The 17,995-nt window shown below is 58.8% G+C and carries 19 protein-coding genes and 2 pseudogenes; 8 read left to right on the top strand and 13 right to left on the bottom strand.

Annotated elements, in window-relative coordinates; all coding sequences use genetic code 11:
* Window positions 1-48: 48 nt before the first annotated feature.
* Window positions 49-1,707 (bottom strand): glycoside hydrolase family 13 protein, encoded by a 1,659-nt coding sequence (locus U0004_RS17630; RefSeq protein ID WP_167468670.1) that lies wholly within the window; start codon window positions 1,705-1,707, stop codon window positions 49-51.
* Window positions 1,708-2,193: 486 nt separating this feature from the next.
* On the opposite strand from U0004_RS17630, the gene U0004_RS17625 reads away from it, so the two are divergent.
* From U0004_RS17625 to U0004_RS30105, 7 genes and pseudogenes are all read left to right on the top strand, one after another.
* Window positions 2,194-2,610, top strand: coding sequence for a PAAR domain-containing protein (locus U0004_RS17625; protein ID WP_070256890.1), 417 nt, complete (start codon window positions 2,194-2,196; stop codon window positions 2,608-2,610).
* 2 nt (window positions 2,611-2,612) lie between these two features.
* Complete coding sequence (locus U0004_RS17620; protein ID WP_070256893.1) at window positions 2,613-3,119, top strand: DUF4123 domain-containing protein; 507 nt, start codon at window positions 2,613-2,615, stop codon at window positions 3,117-3,119.
* The gene (locus tag U0004_RS17615; protein ID WP_070256895.1) at window positions 3,103-3,450 is read left to right on the top strand and encodes a hypothetical protein; all 348 of its coding nucleotides are present in this window, start codon (window positions 3,103-3,105) and stop codon (window positions 3,448-3,450) included. The genes U0004_RS17620 and U0004_RS17615 overlap by 17 nt, the downstream gene beginning before the upstream one ends.
* The gene (locus tag U0004_RS17610; protein WP_070256897.1) at window positions 3,450-4,034 is read left to right on the top strand and encodes a Tox-REase-5 domain-containing protein; all 585 of its coding nucleotides are present in this window, start codon (window positions 3,450-3,452) and stop codon (window positions 4,032-4,034) included. Before U0004_RS17615 ends, U0004_RS17610 begins: the two co-directional genes overlap by 1 nt.
* A gap of 34 nt (window positions 4,035-4,068) precedes the next feature.
* Window positions 4,069-4,767 carry an immunity 52 family protein gene (locus tag U0004_RS17605; RefSeq protein WP_167468669.1) on the top strand — a complete coding sequence of 233 codons (699 nt, stop codon included), beginning with the start codon at window positions 4,069-4,071 and terminating at the stop codon, window positions 4,765-4,767.
* A 537-nt stretch (window positions 4,768-5,304) separates the two neighbouring features.
* Window positions 5,305-6,018 carry an immunity 52 family protein gene (locus tag U0004_RS17600; RefSeq protein ID WP_070256902.1) on the top strand — a complete coding sequence of 238 codons (714 nt, stop codon included), beginning with the start codon at window positions 5,305-5,307 and terminating at the stop codon, window positions 6,016-6,018.
* Window positions 6,005-6,189: pseudogene (locus U0004_RS30105) on the top strand (hypothetical protein); the annotation flags it as partial. The gene U0004_RS17600 and the pseudogene U0004_RS30105, both read left to right, overlap by 14 nt.
* Window positions 6,190-6,487: 298 nt before the next feature.
* Here U0004_RS30105 and U0004_RS17595 read toward each other — a convergent pair.
* The 4 genes and pseudogenes from U0004_RS17595 to U0004_RS17580 all read right to left on the bottom strand — a co-directional run.
* Window positions 6,488-6,805: pseudogene (locus U0004_RS17595) on the bottom strand (LysR family transcriptional regulator); the annotation flags it as partial.
* A 414-nt stretch (window positions 6,806-7,219) separates the two neighbouring features.
* Window positions 7,220-7,531 (bottom strand): hypothetical protein, encoded by a 312-nt coding sequence (locus tag U0004_RS17590; protein ID WP_070256905.1) that lies wholly within the window; start codon window positions 7,529-7,531, stop codon window positions 7,220-7,222.
* Window positions 7,528-7,659 (bottom strand): hypothetical protein, encoded by a 132-nt coding sequence (locus tag U0004_RS17585; RefSeq protein WP_231958142.1) that lies wholly within the window; start codon window positions 7,657-7,659, stop codon window positions 7,528-7,530. The genes U0004_RS17590 and U0004_RS17585 overlap by 4 nt, the downstream gene beginning before the upstream one ends.
* A gap of 408 nt (window positions 7,660-8,067) precedes the next feature.
* Window positions 8,068-9,540 carry a hypothetical protein gene (locus tag U0004_RS17580; RefSeq protein WP_070256909.1) on the bottom strand — a complete coding sequence of 491 codons (1,473 nt, stop codon included), beginning with the start codon at window positions 9,538-9,540 and terminating at the stop codon, window positions 8,068-8,070.
* Window positions 9,541-9,676: 136 nt separating this feature from the next.
* Here U0004_RS17580 and yddG point away from each other — a divergent pair, with 136 nt between their 5' ends.
* The gene (gene yddG / locus U0004_RS17575) at window positions 9,677-10,582 is read left to right on the top strand and encodes an aromatic amino acid DMT transporter YddG (RefSeq protein WP_070257078.1); all 906 of its coding nucleotides are present in this window, start codon (window positions 9,677-9,679) and stop codon (window positions 10,580-10,582) included.
* Window positions 10,583-10,641: 59 nt separating this feature from the next.
* Here the strand turns inward: yddG and U0004_RS17570 are convergent, their stop codons facing one another.
* From U0004_RS17570 to U0004_RS17535, 8 genes are all read right to left on the bottom strand, one after another.
* On the bottom strand, window positions 10,642-10,929 hold the full coding sequence (locus U0004_RS17570; protein WP_070256911.1) for a hypothetical protein: 288 nt from the start codon (window positions 10,927-10,929) through the stop codon (window positions 10,642-10,644).
* Between the two features lie 65 nt (window positions 10,930-10,994).
* Entirely contained in the window at window positions 10,995-12,356 is a 1,362-nt protein-coding gene (locus U0004_RS17565; RefSeq protein WP_071653683.1) for a Vps62-related protein, read from the bottom strand.
* A 104-nt stretch (window positions 12,357-12,460) separates the two neighbouring features.
* A complete protein-coding gene (locus U0004_RS17560; RefSeq protein WP_081345668.1) occupies window positions 12,461-13,504 on the bottom strand; it encodes a helix-turn-helix domain-containing protein in 1,044 nt (347 codons plus the stop codon).
* A gap of 41 nt (window positions 13,505-13,545) precedes the next feature.
* Window positions 13,546-13,719, bottom strand: coding sequence for a hypothetical protein (locus tag U0004_RS17555; RefSeq protein WP_167468667.1), 174 nt, complete (start codon window positions 13,717-13,719; stop codon window positions 13,546-13,548).
* Between the two features lie 20 nt (window positions 13,720-13,739).
* Complete coding sequence (locus U0004_RS17550; RefSeq protein ID WP_070256915.1) at window positions 13,740-14,903, bottom strand: MFS transporter; 1,164 nt, start codon at window positions 14,901-14,903, stop codon at window positions 13,740-13,742.
* Between the two features lie 91 nt (window positions 14,904-14,994).
* A complete protein-coding gene (gene vioE, locus U0004_RS17545; RefSeq protein WP_070256918.1) occupies window positions 14,995-15,576 on the bottom strand; it encodes a violacein biosynthesis enzyme VioE in 582 nt (193 codons plus the stop codon).
* Between the two features lie 10 nt (window positions 15,577-15,586).
* A complete protein-coding gene (locus tag U0004_RS17540) occupies window positions 15,587-16,705 on the bottom strand; it encodes an FAD-dependent monooxygenase (protein WP_070256919.1) in 1,119 nt (372 codons plus the stop codon).
* The gene (locus U0004_RS17535) at window positions 16,705-17,994 is read right to left on the bottom strand and encodes an FAD-dependent oxidoreductase (protein ID WP_070256920.1); all 1,290 of its coding nucleotides are present in this window, start codon (window positions 17,992-17,994) and stop codon (window positions 16,705-16,707) included. The genes U0004_RS17540 and U0004_RS17535 overlap by 1 nt, the downstream gene beginning before the upstream one ends.
* Window position 17,995: the final 1 nt, after the last annotated feature.

The raw sequence follows: 17,995 nt of genomic DNA, 5'->3' as shown, positions 1-17,995 counted from the left end.
CATTTTTCCAGGCGTTCGCGCGACTCGACGTGATTGCACAACAACGCTTTACCCGCGCTCCGCCTCACACTCGTACGCGATAGCAAACGATTCGTATGGCTGCAGGCTGAGGTGGTCGGTCCAGCTGTCACGCTGGGCATAGTTGCTGATCAAGCCTTGCCCGACTATGCCGTGCAGCATTGCCGGCAGATCCAGTTCGACGTGTTCGCCGGAGAAGTTGTTGACGACAACCAACTGCTGGCTACCCAGGCTGCGCCGGTAGGCGAATACCTGCGGGTGCTGCTCCAGCAACGGCAGGTATTTTCCGTAAACCATGACGTCCCAGTGCTTGCGCAGTTCGATCAGCTTCTGGTAGTGGAAGAAGACCGAATCGGGTTGTTCCAGCGCGGCCGCGACGTTGATCTCGGGGTAGTTTGGATTCAGCTTTAGCCAGGGCGTGCCAGTACTGAAGCCGGCGTTGTGTGTGCTGTTCCACTGCATGGGGGTGCGTGCATTGTCCCGCCCGTTGGCGTGGATGCCGGCCATCATCGTCTCCGGCGACACGCCGGCGGCCGTGCGTTCGTGGTAGAGGTTGAGCGATTCGATGTCGCGATAGTCGTCGATGGAATCGAAACGTACATTGGTCATGCCTATTTCCTCGCCTTGATAGACATAGGGCGTACCCTTGAGAAAATGTAGCGCGGTGGCCAGCATCTTGGCCGACTCGACCCGGTAACGGCCTGGGTCGCCGTATTTGGATACGGCGCGCGGCAGGTCGTGGTTATTCCAGAACAGCGAGTTCCAGCCGGTATCGGCCAGCTCGGTCTGCCACTTGCTGATGATTTGCTTGAATTCGATCAGATCGAACGGCTGCGGCTTCCACTTCCCCTCCTTGGTATCGTGGGTCATGGTGATGTGCTCAAACTGGAAGACCATCGACAGCTCATGACGCGCCGGGTCGGAATACAGCTTGGCGGTCTCCGGGGTGGCGCTCCACGTCTCGCCCACCGACAATACATCACGTGCCGCCAAGGTCGCTTGGTGCATTTGCTGCAGCAGCGGGTGCAGTTGTGCGCCGTTGGCGATAATCTGCTGGTCGACCTGTTTGCCGATGAGATCGATCACATCCATGCGGAAGCCGCCGATGCCCTTGTCCAACCACCAGTTCATCATGTGATGCACCTCTGCCTGCACCTGGGGATTTTCCCAGTTCAGGTCCGGCTGTCGTTTCGAGAACAGATGGAAGTAATATTCACCGCTGGCGGCGTCGTATTCCCATGCACTCCCGCCAAAATACGAACGTTGCTGGTCCGGCGGGGAGCCATCGGCGCCTGCATTGCGCCAGATGTAGTAGTCACGGTAGGGGCTATCCTTGGATTTCTTCGCCTCGACGAACCAAGCATGCTCGTCAGAGGTGTGGTTGACCACAAGATCCATCAAAATACGGATGTCGCGCTTGGCCGCCTCTGCGATCAACAGCTCCATCTCGGCCAATGTGCCGAATTCAGCGGCGATATCCTGATAGTCGGAGATGTCATAACCGTTATCGTCCATCGGCGACCGGTACACTGGCGACAGCCAGATCAGGTTGATTCCCAGATGTTGCAGGTAGTCCAGTCTGCCGATGATGCCGGCCAGATCACCGACCCCATCGTGATTGCTGTCTTGAAAACTACGTGGGTAGATCTGATACACGACGGCGTTATGCCACCATTTCTTATCCAACATGATTATCTTTCTCGCTTATTGATTGGCGGGGTAATCTCCCCATTTTTAGAGCGCTCTAAAAGTAGAGGTTAAGCGGCCATGGCAAGCTTCCGTTTTGGCGTGATACCATCAGGTGCCATATCGCGTTAGCCGTGATGGTAATTCCAACGCCAGCATGCAAAATCGTCGATCCCATTTCGCGCCTCAAGTAGATGAGGGGTAGGCTGTCGAAGCCAATTGTGTCGTTATACCGCTCAGTAGCAGGCATTCTGCCGTGGTTGCTCGATCGAAAATAATACCATTTACCATCCGTTATGCTGGGGAAGGTCCAAGTCAACCTTTTACATCGGCATCAGAGTCCCAATTCGCATTTAGAACAAAGAAAAGTTCATTGCGCTCCGATCCAACCGCATTATTATTCATTTTGAATCGTGCTTAGCTGACGTATCTGAAAAATATGCTATAAATGCAACTTATTGCGTTGCAGCACCCATTCAGGAGCATCATTTGAGCAGACCTTTCATTGTCATGGGCGACAAGACCAGTCATGGCGGCACGGTCATCAGCGCCGATTTCACCTGTGACATCAATGGCAAGAATATAGCGCGCGTCGGCGACATGACGGTGTGCCCCAAATGCAAGGGCACGTTCCCCATCACATCTGGAACGGCCGACGTCGTGGACGGCACTGGCAATGGCTATGCGCGTCACATGGATTCGACCGCTTGCGGTGCAAAACTGATTTCCGGCCAAATCACGACGATCTGGTTGGACCAGTCCAGCGTGGGCGACCCGGCTGATGTCGACGACAATGACGTGATGGAAACCGCCGGCAGCATCGCCGCAAATACCGACTCCGGCATTTGCCTCGAATGCTTGCTTTCCGCTGCCGCCGCTGGCACGACCACCGTTATCAGGGAGTGACAATGTTGATTGACGTCCTGGAACGCCTGAAGCAACTTCAGCAACATCACTCGGCGCTGTGCTTATACGCACTGGTCGACGGTGTTCAATATGAGACACACCGCCAAACGCGCATGACGCAGGATGGGACGCGCTACCCGCTATTTACCGGCACACCCGACGCTGCGCTCGCGCATGCAGGCCCCTGGTTGGTCGACGTGGCGGGAGCAGCGCCTTCGTTTCTTGAAGACGTGGCCGCACTGGAGCAAGAAACACCTTCCGTTACCTGGCTGTTCGCCGTGCACGACCTTGGTGGCCTGGCGCAGTTGCTGCAACTACACTTGGAAATACGGCTACCAGATGGCCGCGCAGCGCTGCTGCGCTTTTGGGATCCACGCGTGTTGGTGAAGCTGGCACAAATACTTGAGCCGGCACAGCGGGAGGCGATGTTTGGCCACATTCATGAATGGCACTTGCTGCTCGACGGCAAGCGGGCAATCATAGGGAGGCACGATGCTGACGTTCAGTGAGGAGCAATGGCGTGCAGTGCAAACCGGCGACATGAGCGATTTCGTCATCGCAGTGGCGGACCAATTTTTGGCCAAGCGTGCCGACATGGCAATCCAGCCAGGCCGGGCGGCCGTGATCGAGCGCATGCTGGCGGCGTACACCTACGCCATTCGAATCGGTTTCAGGTCCACGCCGCATATCGTACATCTGATGTATCTGGCGGCCGACGCGCCTGGGATTCATGACGACCCGCTGGTTGATGCCTACCTGCGCAAGCCTGGCGCCACGCCGGAACAGAGGTTCGACGAACTGATCGCGGTGATGGATAAAAAACTGGAAGGAGAGCACTAATGGGTGCGCTACCGATATTGGTAATACCAGCAGTCGTGGAAAAAATTTTGTTAGCCTTGGGTATCGCTGCGGGAGCAGTGCTCACGGACGAAGCCTTGCGCAAACGAAAAAAAGAGGCAGAAGACGCAAAAGACGCCCGCGTCACCCCCCTCGCGCGTGCCGAGACGCGAAGCGATACCAAAGAAAGATGCCGGTGCCCGCCAGACAAGGGTACGCTTATGGCTGTTCCACACAGCATGTCGCCAGCAGCACGCGATTACCAAGCCCGGATTACTGGCTTCCTGATTGGGATGGAATGGGTGTTTGAAGGAAAGGACTTTGACGGCTTCCAATCCCGCTTGTGCCTGTTGCAGGAAGCAAAAGCGGATTATGACCAGTTTTTTAAGTCAAACGGTGAGTTTAAATACGATTTTCAAGAACAAATATTCGAGAATATGGCATTGAAGCAGGCCGCGGCTCAGTCCAACATTGTCAAGAATAACCCGCCAGCTTCGCTGTCATGGTACTTCCAAACGCCACTCGCTTATAAGCACATGCGCCCCCAGTTAACTGAGCTGGGTATTGCCACTTTTTACATTCCATAACATGATAATAAAATCTTTATTTAAACGTGATACTGTGAACCCATCCATTGCGTTCCGACCTGCCGTCAAAAAAATCGCAATGGTAGCCCGTTTCTTGCAGAAAACCGAGGCGCTTGGAAAGAACTGGTTTTTGTCGCAGGATACTAAAGAGAAGTCGTTTCTGTATCCGGTTTTCGACGCTTCGGGAGAGCTCACCACAGCGGCCGAAGCCGTACTTGAGACGCAGTTCAAGGGTGAGAAATTCCGATTTCTCAGCGCCTGGAATGGCGAACTCGGAGAGGGTGAGGGCGCGACTATGGCGCTTGGGTTTAGCGACAGTGACTGGCCCGCTTGGTCGTTTAAGATCAGCTACAAAGGCGTCGGGGCGAAACGGCTTGGCATACATGGAGTGAAAGAGCTACTGTCCATTATCGCGGGTTCTCTGCGGCCGGTATTGATCACAGTTGCACGTAACGATTATTTTGAAAAACAAGTCTTCAAAGATCGTCCAGGTGTTGGCTGGATGTTGTACCTGCCGCGTGTACTGACGACCCAGCAAGTGCCAGAAGCCCGTGCCTTGGTACCCGTCATGGCGACGGGCGAGCAAGGTAAAGACAAGCAGATCGGCACCATCATCGTAAGTGTCAACGACGAGCCTTTCAATGATGAGAATCCTGAGCACGTCAAGATCGCCAATGCCATTGAAATTCGTCTGGTCGATCAGGACTTGCTGCCTCGCTATGTCGATATTTGACGAAGGATAACTCACTTCGATGGTACGAAAATATCCTGCCATGCAGGGGATAATCACTGTTCGACAACAAGGTCAAGTCAAGTGGCCTTTGGTACATCGTCCTAATCTGCAGTAACTGCACGCTGACCGGATTTGATACGGCCTTAGTAAGAGACGGGCACGCCGCCTACTTCGACGCTTCGACCGTCCCCTCTCTGGAACTATGGGTGCGACCAGCTTTACGCTGGTCACTCCCCGCCGACCGATCACATCGTCACGCATTAACACGGGTACGCCGAGGCGCCCTTGCTCGTAAAGACGGCGTCAGCTGAACACCTGGTTGGCATTGAAACCGTGTTCGCGGGCGGTGCGAGCTACCGAGGCGCACGGTAGCAGCGGCAGCGCCACCAATGCGCGTTTGAACTCCAAGGGATGCTGGCGATAGTGGGCGATGCCACCGGTTCAACTCCGCTGGTACTTCATGCAATCTAAAAGTTATCGGTTTTTCTCAAAAGCACTCATGACCATGCGGCTTCCAATCGAAACGGTATTCAATCCATGAAACGTCCCTACGAATTTACCACCATATTCCGTCATGCCAGCGCGCTTGAGATCAAGACGATGCTGGATGAACTGCATGGGCTCGTGCCTGAGCTTCTTGCTTGTTCACCGATATTGGATGGATGGCTTCTCAAAGGCAACACAAAAGCAGAAGCGCTCCTTTACAAAGTCTTTGGGCCTGCTGGCCCGACCACAGCAGCAATTGCAGTGCTGGCTGAGTCCTTGAAGCACGATGTGGACCCGCGTATCGTCAGCATGTGGAATGGCCGCGACGGCAGCGAAGGTGCGTCTGTTCAGTACGTTGGCCGACCGATACCGGAAACAAGTATGGTGGTACTGCGTGCAAAGCCTGGCGCCTTCGCAAAAGATTGGCAACTCGTCACAAGCCTAATTCACAAGTCCATAGTACTCTGGCATCCCACCCTCGTGACGATTGAATCGGCCGGCTACTTTGACAAAAAGGTTTTCAAAGACCGCCCAGGAATCGGCTGGATGTTGTACCTGCCTCGGGTACTCACTGTTCAGCAAGTACCCGAGGCTCGCGCGCTAGTGCCGGTTCTGGGAGCCGACAAGAAGCAGATGGGCACAATCATCGTCAGTGTCACCGACGCGCCATTCTCGGACGAGAATCCCGAGCACGTCAAGATCGCCAACTCCATCGAAATCCGATTAGTCGATCAAGACTTGCTGCCCCGATATGCGGACTTTTGAACGACATCAACCTTCTTGCGGTATCGCGGAAGGTTCTAATGAGATGACTACTGCAGGCATTGACCTGGCAAAGAACGTTTTTCAGGTGCATGGCGTAGATGCTCAGGGTAAAGCCGTGCTGCGCAAAATTTGGATCGATCGGAGATGACGGAATACTTTGTCGATCTACCGCCAACGCATCAAGTCAAAGTCGGCGCCCCGCAAAACCTCAGCTATAACGTTGCAAGGTGTTGAGCCATGGAAGAGATCCTACCGGAGCCCGCCAAAGCCGGATTGGCTTTTGCTAGCGCGCGGTAGGAGTCTCTGCGGGGCAGGGGAGATAGACCCAACCCCGATCACATCGGTGGATCAGGTAGCCACGCGATTGCACACCAGGAATCTGGCAGAACACCCAGGACCTAACACGATCCATCGGTTTCTCATCTTTCAAGGACTATGGGGCAGGAGAATCTAAGCTACTGGTGCAATTCAAGCGCGACGGCGTGATGCAGTCGGACAACGCGATGCGCAACTGGCCGTGGAAGCCGTTTGCCGCCGCTTTCACGCTATCGCGTGCCTGCTGCAAGGCGGCGAAGACGCGCGGTACATGATCGAGGAACAGTTTGCCCGCGCGAGTCAGCCGTGTGCTACGCGTGGCGCGGGCGAGCAGCACAACACGCAGTTCTTCTCCCAGCTCCTGTATGGCGCGCGACAGCGGCGATTGCTCGATGTGCAGCCGCTCGGCGGCGCGGGCGAAGTGTAGTTCTTCAGCGACGGCCAGGAAGTAACGTAAATGTCTTAATTCCATTGCGATCAGTCATGCCGTCTTACCCTGCCCAACAGCAGGAGCACCAGGATCGCCGTCGCTGCCGCAGCGCCCGTTAAGACAAGAAGCTGAAAACGGAATGCGTCTTCGTATATCCGTGCGTAGCTGATTGAATCTTCCGCAAGAGCATTATTTTATCTTCCATTTTTTCTTGCTCGCACGAGTGACCGCTTATGGCCTATTGTGTTGAAAAACGCGGGTACGTTGACGTTACGATAGAAATCCTGCCAACCCAGACTGGCCAGAACTGCCGCTGTTGAACGATCAGCGACTGCCTGAAGGTCTGAGACCTCCAGAAATTGTTGCCGTTTGACTTCTTCAACACAATAGCTCCAAAGCAGACCTTTTTGCCATTGATTACCACGTAGGAAACAGCATGTACGTCATACCTTCACGTCATGCTACGCAGCCCCTGGCCAGCTGGCCATCGCTGAAGGTGTTCAGGATATCTGACGGCATAAAGCGCATTTTATTGAGGCGCTCGCGCAAGAGAGCAAGCGGATGCCGGCCCAGTGTCAGGCCGACATGCCGGTAGTCCGCCAAGATGTCATCGGCTTCCGTGGGCGGCGCCAGCTCCAGCACAGGTTCAGCAATGGTCGTCGCGAGTATCCAATCCCGCTCCGGCACGCTCGCCGCGGCATCCCACATGGCCATGCGCCGGTTGCCCGTCAGCGTTACCAGGGCATTGGCCGACGCCAGGGCCTTCATATCCCCGCATCGCGTGTATTCTTGAATGGCGCTGCAGCGCGGGCTTCTTCGATGCGCCAGGCCGCCTCTTTCACCATCCCGTTGATATTATTCAAACCAAGGCGTACCGCCAGTCTGCCGTCCGCCATCGGCTCCAGGCATGCTTCCCATCCTCTCGTACAGACATCGACGGACCTTACCTCGACGTCATGCCGGCGCGCCATCTTGCACCAGAGAGTAGCGGCTATGAAAAACCATGGGCTGGCTGTTGAGCAGGGCGGCCAAGAACTCGGCGGGATGATGGCGTATGGGAAAAGATGACTGTTCAGGGGGCGGCCTGCATCGTCAGGATGCGCCTCCCGGCATCAATTCACACTGCGGCAATTTCTTGCGTATGCTAAATAGGGCGTAATAAATTATTGTCATTTCTGACTTCCATAACCGGCGCTCTGCGGTGTTGCCCGCTGCTAGCAGTGCTTGCACTGCGTCGCAGCGGGCGCCTTGCTGAGCATCCGGTTCTGTTCGTCATAACTTCACAATAATTTCCCACGACCTACTTAGTTCCCCACCGCCCGATCCGGGATGATCCATTGGAAATCCGTGAGGGTGAACGGTGCCAGACAGGAGCTCCTGGGGTTGAGCGAGGCGCGCAGGTTCGGGCATTGTGGATTTTGATAGCTGGCCACGCCCGGTGTCATGGCTTTAAAGCTGCTGGGCCAGCCCGCGTTGGCGTGGCAGGTGTAGCAGCTGGTGCCGACGGGGTGCGTCACCAGTTCGATGTACGGGTTGGTGGCGACGGGGAGCAGTGCCGGATTGCCTTTTTCCGGGATGCCGTAGGCTTCCGTCAGCAGATAGTGTTTCCATGGCCCCGTAGCCTGGATGTCGGCCGGGCGGTCGGCGGCGTACGGCATGCTGTCGGGGCGGTCCGACCACCACACGCTTTGCAGGCCCCAGCTGGGAATTTCCTTGGTATTGATGTGCATGGCGACGGTGACCAGGTAGTCGCCTGCGCCGAATGACTGGCCGTTCAGCCAGTAGCTGGCGGCGTTGATGATGGCCTTGTCGGCATCGTCGAAACTGGCCCAGTCGGCGTCGCTTACCTTGTGGTGGTAGAAGTCCTGCAAGCCGTACACCTTGGCCAGTTTGGTGATGCTTGGCCATGGCGTCGTGCCGCCGTGCTTGTACACGCCATGCAGGTAGCTGACCTTCGCCATCTGGCCGACTTGCTTGCCGTCCGGGTCGATGGCAACGGCGGTATGCCACTGTTCGTAGCCCGCATAACCGGTATATTTGGCGTTGAAGTCGTCGTGCCACACGGGCAAGGCGGTCAGGCCCTTGGCTTTCACTGGCCAATACATGTGTTTGGTCACGACATAGCTGGCTGGCGCATTCAGGTTATGCACGCGCTTGGCAGGGTCGTCCTTGCTGTACAGTGCGTCCAGGGTGCTTTTCTTGTAGACGGGCTGTTTGGGATCGCGGATGAAATCGAGCGCTTCTTTGCTCAGCGATTCCGTCGCGATCATGATATCGCCGTTGAACGCGAAGTGGATGCCATCGAGGATGCCGCTGACTTTGCCATCCTTTGCGTACGTGATGGCGCGCGGATAGGCCTTGATGACCTGTTCCGGAATCGGGTAGCTTGGCGTGTTTTTCAGGTTGACGGGAGTCAAGGTGCTTGCGCCCAGGCGGCCCATGTGGCGCTTGGATGGCTTCGCGCCCGCCGTGTCGGTTGCCGCAGTGGCGGTCAATGCCGCGGTGTCGGCAAACGCGTCAGTGCCGTTGGGCCAGGTGTACCAGACTGGCCAGTCCAGGCCAGCGGCCGGTTGCATGATACCCGCCCACAAACGCCAGCCGTGCGCGCGCACGACGGCGTTGTCTCCAGTCTTTACGGCCGTCTGCAGCGCGCGGGTTTCCGCCGGTTCCAGATAGCCATAGCCCTTGGGGAAGGGCTGGTAGGCTGGCGTGCCGGCGGCTGCGGTGGCGCAGAACAACACGGCGAGGCTGGCGGACACTAACTTGGGAACGGACATGAATGCACCTGTTTAAGTTTAGTTATTGAAAGACATAGTATCCGCAAATAATTGATGGAATCTCAACAATTGTCACCGCGGATTGCCCTCGCGAACGACACCGGGCATTTGATTGCATCACCTGAATGACATGAACATGAAAAATACCAACAAGGCCACCCTGACCGGGCTGGGCGCCATTCTGCTGTGGAGCTCGATTATCGGGCTGATCCGCAGCGTCACCGACCTGCTGGGACCCACGGGCGGGGCGGCGATGATGTACAGCGTGGCCTCGGTGTTTCTGCTGCTGTCCGTGGGCTACACGCGGCCGGGCGAATTTCCACGCCGCTATCTGGTCTGGGGCAGCCTGCTGTTCGTCACCTATGAACTGTGCCTGGCGCTGTCGATAGGTTATGCGGGCACGGCGCGCCAGGCCATCGAGGTTGGCATGGTGAACTATTTGTGGCCAACCTTCACCATCGTCGCGGCCATCGTGTTCAATGGACAGAAGAGCAATTTCCTCATCGTGCCGGGTTTCCTGCTGTCCGTCGCCGGCATCTGCTGGGTACTGGGCGGCGAACAGGGCTTCGACCTGGCCGGCACCGTGGCCAACGTGCGCGGCAACCCGCTCAGCTATGGCCTGGCCTTTGCCGGCGCGCTGATATGGGCCGCATATTGCACCGTGACGGCGCGCATCGCGCAGGGCAAGAATGGCGTGACGCTGTTCTTTATCCTCGTTTCCATCAGCTTGTGGATCAAATACCTGCTGCAAGGTGGCGGCCCCATGGCGTTTACTTCCGAGGCCGTCATCTACCTGCTGCTGGCCGCCGGCGCCATGGGCTTTGGCTACGGCGCCTGGAACGTGGGCATTTTGCACGGCAATGTCACGATCCTGGCCGGCGCCTCGTATTTCATCCCTGTGCTGTCCGCCGCGCTGTCGTCGCTCCTGCTGCGCACGCCGCTGTCACTGGCCTTCTGGCAAGGCTCGGCGATGGTGTGCAGCGGCGCCATCCTGTGCTGGCTGGCGACGCGGGCGGGGCGCATCAGACCAGTCAGCAACTAGAACGGCGCAATACACGCAGCCAGGTTGCCCGCCAGGCAGGGCAGGCTCAGGCATCGTCGTCAGAAAGTCCTGCAGCCGGGACCGGGAGCGGGTCCCCACGACTTGCCGAAGCTGCCCCGCCTGCATGCTTCAATCGTGAAATTGGGCCTGGATTTGCCGCTGCATTGCCGCGCGGACCAGCAAGGGGCGTGGCCTACCTGGTCCGCGGCGGCATCCTTCTCTGCCTTGGCGGTGGCCGGGCCGGCCGCCGCATTTTCCTTGGGTGTTTCCTTGTCCTGCCTGGCGGCACCCGCCATCGATACGGCCGAAATCAAGGCGACAAGGCAAAACAGACGTTGCAGTTTCATATGAACCTCCTGGTTGGATGAGAAATGTCAAACACACTGTTGTACTGCTGGGAAAGAAAGGCGATTCAATTTTTCATGGCTTCCGGCGGGCTCGCCTTGTCCGGTGGGGGAATGTTGGTCCGGTCCTGATTCCGGTAGGCGATCGGCCTGATCTGTGTCCCATCCGAGCGCGTCACCACCAGGTCGGTCAGCAATTGCCATTGCCATACACGCGCTGTCTCCTTGAAGATCAGCTGTTCCGAGTATTCGACGCTGGTCTCTTCCGTGCGGCCGCTCAGCTGCGTCAATGAAAACGTGTTGGTCATGGAGAGGGATGCCGAGGCGCTGGGACCTTCGAACACGGCACCGACCTCGACATTCGTGGTGATCGACGTCGACCGCTCGAAGGTCGTGGATTCTTCTTTCGTCACGCCCACGCGGTAGGTTGTCGTCGTGGTGCCGCCCCCGGTCGGCGATAAAACGTTGTAGCAAAAATAGTAAGGCTGGGCGGCGATGAAGTAGAAGGGCGACGTGTAAGGCTGGTCGGGTACGTTGCTGGCATCACCGGGGATGGCGGTAAACGGCACGATCACGACAGGGCTCAAGCCGGCCTTCAGCTTGTGGTTGACCACAATTGCCGGGTCCAGCTCCGGCTTTTGCGGGGCGGGAAAATCAAATGGCTCCACGTCGAGGCAGGCCATGGGCAGGCGCAGGTAAAATGCCGGCAAGCTGCCATAGGTATACGCCAGCGGCGACAACAGGACGTATCCATCCTGAACATCCTTCCATTTGTCCGGCCGTGCCTTCGGCGCTTCCACGCTGCCGCTGCCTTGCCATCCGTGTTCCTGCCATACCCGGATCTTGTCGACGGACATACACAGGTCTTTTCTTACGCACCAATACTTGCTTATGTCCGGCTCCCTGGGGTTAAAGCAGATGCCAAGCGCGTAATAGCCATCCGGCGCAATGGGTTGCCAGTAGCAGATGTCCCTGGGGTTTTTGGAGCCCCTGTCATTGACCAGAAAACGGAACCCCGTCGGATGCGCCAATGCGGGACCGAGGGCGGACGGCGTTGCTTCCGGGCACGGTGACAGGTAAAACATGGGAGACGCCCGGGGCGGCTGATACGGCGGAGCCAGTCTGGTGGATACCGCAATATCGCCGACAGGCAGGCAATTCGCATCGCGCTGCCCGCTGCCCGTGAACTGGTAAAGGCCGATCCACGGCATGTTATTCAGATCGGGGGGGAACTTGCTCAGGTCCAGTTGGCTCCAGACTTCGGTGAACTCCTCCGGCTTGCCTAAAGTCAAGCAAATTTCACCGTAGCGCACCGCCGTCCTTGTCCAGTCACTGGCGCGTACCGCCTTGACGATGGCGGCGTTCGCCTTTTCATTGTATGGCGCCAGAGCGAGGGTGGCGTCGCTGGCATCGTTGTTGTCGTTAAGCATGGGTGCTGAACTCCGTCGAGAGTAGGAACCGGCCCCGCAACTGTCGCGGGCGTGTAGGGAGTTTGATTCTCCCTCCCTGGTTCACGCCGACTTGACACCCTGTTTCACTTTTTCAAAATATTATTTTGAGGAAATATCATTCCGAACTGTTCACGGTAGTCGCGCGGCGACATGCCATACGCGCGGCTGAATGCGCGTGAGAAATCGGAGGCGCTGTTGAATCCCAGTCCCAGTCCGATCTGCGTCACGGCAAGATGGCGCATGCTGGTCAGTTCATGTGCCGCGTCGCGCAGGCGGCAATGGCGGATGTAGGCGGCCAGGCCTCCCTGGGATTCAAACAGGCGGTAGATGGTCGAGCGGGCGACGGGGAATGCCCGCATCACGCCGTCCGGCGTCAGGTGTTCCTCGTGCAGGTTCGCCTGGATATAGTGTTCGATCTGTCCCTGCAGCGCGGCGCGGGCGGCAGCGCGCCCATGCTCTTCCAGGCGCTGCTGCTTGGCAAATGCGGCAATGATCAGGCGGGCGCAGGTGCGTATCGTCTGCTCTTGCTCGTCTGCCGGCAGCGCTGGCAGGCGCTGGCACAGGATCTTCAGGTAACCCGGCAGCATGCGCGTCAGCGGCGTGGTATAGCCGACGATGCGGCCGTGGATGGCTTCGGCATCGGGCAGGTGCGCGCTGACCGCGGCACGGGGCAGGAAGAAGGCCAGTACATGGGCCCGCGTCGGCCGCGCCATGCTCATGGGCTGGTTCATGTCCAGGGCCAGTATGCCTGGCGTGTATTGCTGCGCCTTAGCGCTGGGGCGTGCCGTGCTGGTCTCGATAATGCCCTGCACGGCGATGTGAAAGACGAAATCGCGCATGCTGTCGGTGGAGATGCGCTGATTGCTGCGTAGCTGGGTCACCGCATCCGTACGGCTATCCAGATATGCCATGTCCGGCAGCAGGTAAGTGTCGAGTTCTGCGTGAAATCCATTGTCCAACTGCTGGCGCCGTACCTGCAAGTCAAGAAACCGGCCCAGATAATCGCGCCAGGCCAGCAACTGCAGTTCCTTGTGCTCGCTGGCGACGCTGAAATGCTGCCGCGTCAGCCCGCTGACGGGGGGCGTGCGGGCATGCCTGATGTCACGCGCGGCAAGCAGGTCGCGCATCGCCGTGGAATATTCCTGGCCCAATGGTGGTCGCTCCAGTCCTAGAGGGTAGCTGTTGCCGGCAGCTTGTCCGCCAGCGGCATGATCTTGCCGGGATTGGGCGTGGCCGTCAAGACAGGTTGCCGTCCGCTCAGGAACGAAACGATGACGCAGCAGCATCCCGCGATGGAAACAAGGCGTTCCGCATCGGGGCTGGGCTGACGGGCGGTTGGCAATGCCAGCCGCCCGTCAGCCGCTAATGCGACAACACCGAATCGCGCGACCTGTGCCCGAGGTAAGGCAGCAAGCTGATGAGGCCAAGCACGGCCAGTGCGACACCGACCCACAGCGGGGAGCGCAAGCCGTAGCCGGCGGCGATGCCGAGGCCGCCGAGCCAGGAACCGGCGCCCAGGCCGATGTTGATGACGGACGTGTGCACCGTGTTGACCAGCGGCCCCGGATGGGCCGTTTTCATCACGCGGGCGATGATGGCGGGATTCATCGACATGCCGACCAGGCCCGTGACGACCAGCAAGGCGACGCTGATGGTTTTGTCATGCGCAAAGACGGCGAACAGCGCCAGGCTGATGCTCAGGATGACCATGCCCCACACCATGATGACGGTGGTGTAGCGGTCCGCATAACGGCCGACCACGCCATTGCCCACCACGTTGGCGACGCCGTAGATGCCCAGCAGCCAGGGGATTGAAGATGCTGGAAAACCGGTAATTTCCGTCAGGATGGTCGCGAAATAGCTGAACGCCGCGAAAATCGCGCCGATGATGAGGCCGCTGCTGGCGTACGCTGCCCACAGGTGGCGGTTGCGGAACTCCCCCAGTTCATTGCCGAGGCTGACGACTTCGGATGGTTTGGCGCGCGGCACCAGCACGGTGATGAGCGCCAGGCACAATAGCGCCAGCAGCACCACCAGCCAGAAGCTGGCGCGCCACCCCAGGTGCTGGTCGATGAGCGTGGCGACCGGCACGCCCACCACCGAAGCGAGCATGAGGCCGCCGATCACGACGGCGGCGGCGCGTCCGCGCGCGTTGGGAGCGACGATTTCGGCACAGATCGCCAGGGACAGGCCAAAGCAGGTGGCGGCGGCCACGCCTGTGACCACCCGCGCGATGGCCAGGATGTCATAGCTGGTGGCGGACGCGGCAACGGATTGGGCAAGGACATAAAAGCCCAGCAGCCACAGCAGTCCCTTCTTGTTCGGTACGCGCAGCTTGAGCAGGATAATGGTGCTCAGCGGTCCGCCGATGACCATGCCTATGGCGTAGAGCGAGATCAGATAGCCGATCCGTGTCACCGGTTCGTCCATGGCCAGGGCCAGCGACGGCATCATGCCCGCCACCATGAATTCGGATGTCGTTAACGAAAAGATCGTTAACCCCAAAATGTAAACAACCAGCGGCATATCAATATCCTTCGAGAGTAATAACAAAAACACTTGCCAGGCGTGGCGCGCGCTCCGGCCGCATGCGGCCCTTGCGCGCGCCACGGCCCGGTCAGGTGTTGCAAGACGTAAAGACGCTGTCCGGAATGTCGCTGACAAACAGGTTGGGAAAGTCGCGTACCGACAGGTGCTGCGGGTCATTGCCGGTGACCATGCGCAGCAGGCGGTTGCCACCGGCCTCCAGGTAAAAGACCGATGGCGGCTTGCCCGCCCGCTCGACTACCCAGGCGTCCGCCTCCCGGCCCAGCACGGTGTGGCGGCCGTCGTGACGGGCACCGCCGTCCAGCAGCACCGCCTGCGGCAGGAACAGCTCATGGAACGGGGTCACCTCATCGGCCAGCGCCGTGCCCTGCAGCTGCTCGCCAGCCGCCTCCGCTTGCCTTGCGTAGGCCACTTTCTGCTTGCGGCTTTGTTCGCGCCTGGCGTCGCCGATTTCCGACATCCACAGCAGGTGTCCATGTTCCTTTTCCGACCAGGGGTTGAACAGGCCGTCGATGCGGCAGATATTGCGCGCATAGTCGAACCAGCAATAGCCGGAGGTGACCTGGTCATCCGCCTGCATCGGCGTCCAGTAGGAAACATAGGCGCTGCTCCATTGCATCGGCAGCAGCGGCGGGGAGACGTGTGTCGGCATGGTATCTCCCTTAGCGGCCCAGCGCGTAGCCGAGGCTGGCCATCAGCGCTTCTTGTAGCGACGGCAAGTCCTTGCGGCGGGCGTCGAAGCTGGCGGTCAGCTCTTCATTGCTCAGTTCGATACGTTCGCCCACGCTTTCAAACCACAGGCGGCTGTTGTTGGCGTGCTCCTTGAACAATTGCACCAGGGGCACGGCACGCGCATTGAAACTGTCCAGTGCGGCGGCCTTGCCGTCTTCGGTATTGAGGATTTTGACCAACAGCAGGGCGACCACCACCGCCATGGTGGTGCCATGGCCGATGGAAAAATGCCCCGATTGCAGCGCATCGCCGAGCAGGACGAACTTGCCGTCGCAGGCCTGGTCGTGGCTGAGGGTCATGAAGTTGCGCCAGCCCTGGCCCGGTTGGCTCTGCAGTCCATGCTCACCGAGTTCGGCCTTGAACGTTTTGGCGATGTACGCGGCGGCATCGCGCTCGGACAGCGCCTCCAGCCCGGCCCTGGCGTACGTCTCTTCGCTGCATTCGACGATAAAGGTGCTCATCGTGTCCGAGTATTTGTAGGCATGGCCGATGAATATGCCGTGCTCATTGCTGCGGAACACCAGGTTCATCTGGTCGAACAGCTGGGTGGTGCCGTACCAGATGTATTTGTTGCGGCCGAAATCGATGTGTGGCGCCAGTGCTGGCGGCAACTCCAGCGATTTGTAATTGACGCCATTCGATACCACCACCAGGTCGTACTCGGCTTCCAGCTGCGCCTTGTCCGCCGGCGGCGTTTCGTAACGGATGGCGATGCCGGCCGCCACGCACTTGGCGCGCAGTGCCTGCACCAGGGCCTGGCGTCCGACGCCGCACAGGGTAACGCCGGTGCTCATCAGGTTGGGCTGGTCGTGATGCACGAGCTTGAATTCTTCCAGGAACTGCGGATTGAGCCGTTCAGACTGCTCCAGGTAGGAGAGCGGATTGGCGGGATGGCGCGGCGGCCGCCCCGGCAGCACCACGCCCCAGCCCAGCACTTCTTCCGGGGTGTTTTTTTCCGTAATGCTGATATCCCAGCCGGGCTGGGCCTGTTTCATTTGACTGGCAAAGAGCAGTCCTGCGGGGCCTGCGCCGATGACGAGAATTTTCATTAATTTACCCTTCCAAGTTTGTACCAAACGTTTTGTTTCTTCTGGATTTGCTGCAATTCATCGTAAGGAACCGATGTGAAGTACAGTTTCTCCGCCATGTCTGGCGGATAAACACGGGGGAATTTCTTGTGCATGTAGCGCGTGTAGCGCGTCTGCAGGAAGAAAATCAGGTTCGGATTGCTCAGCGCCTCATAGTTGGCGATCGCCATGTCCTGCATGGCGTCCGCCTGCACCTTGCGCTGCTGCGTGAATTCGGACAGGGCAGGGCCCAGGGCATTGCCGTGCTTTTCCAGCAGGGACACGAAGACGTGGACGTCTTCCAGCGCCATGTTCATGCCTTGCCCGAGGAACGGGGCGGTGGCATGCGCCGCATCGCCGATCAGCAGGATATTGGCCTTGTAGTGGAAGGTGCTGGAACGGACATTGATGAGGTCGTTGCTGGGCAGCGCCATGAACTGGTCCAGCATTTCCTTGCGACGGTCCGGCGGCAGGGTGCCGAAGTAGCGGCTGAAGAAATCGGCCATGGCTTCGCGGTTGAGCGTGCCCAGGCTGGGCGTGCCGGTGTAGGGCAGGCACAGGGCAAAGCTGATGCTGCCGTCCGGGATGGTGGCCGCGCGGCCGGCAAACAGGCCCTTGGAATCCATGCCGAAGAAGTACAGCAAATCCTTCCTGAAACCCAGATCCGCCGCGTTCGGCAACACCAGCGTCTTGTAGCCGTGGCGGAAGTAACTTTGCCTGAACTCGAAACGGCGCATGCCGCTTTGCATGGCGCGCCGCACGGCAGAGTGGGCGCCGTCGGCGCCAATGACCAGGTCGCCATGCAGCTTCTGCAAGGCGCCGTCCGGGCCCTGGATCAGCACGATCTTTCTTTCCAGGTCGACATCCAGGCATTTATGCTCAAAGTAATACTTCACCTCGTGCAGGGCGGCATGCCGGTTCAGCAGGCGCTGGAAGGCGGTGCGGTCCAGCGACAGGGGGAACAGGCCTTCGAGCGGGGTCAGCTCGCGTATCCGGTGCCGGCCGCCCACGCTGAATGCCATGCCGACGATGGGTTCGCCGCACTGGTCGAGCTCCTGCTTGCTGATGCCGGCGGCCAGGACGGCCTTGATGCCGCGTACCGTCATGCTCACGCCGATGGCGCGCGAGTTGACGGGGTCGGCGTTTGCGGCATTCTCCAGCAGCGGATCGCCGCGCTTTTCGACAACGTGGACATCGTGCCCCCGTTGCGCCAGATAAATGGCGCTGAGGCTGCCTGCCAGGCCTCCGCCGACGATAATGATTTTATGCATT

It is taken from the genome of Janthinobacterium lividum, assembly GCF_034424625.1.
In the GTDB taxonomy this organism is placed as follows: Bacteria; Pseudomonadota; Gammaproteobacteria; order Burkholderiales; family Burkholderiaceae_D; genus Janthinobacterium; species Janthinobacterium lividum.
Note: the sequence above shows the minus strand (reverse complement) of the source record. Positions and strands in the feature narration are given on the sequence as shown.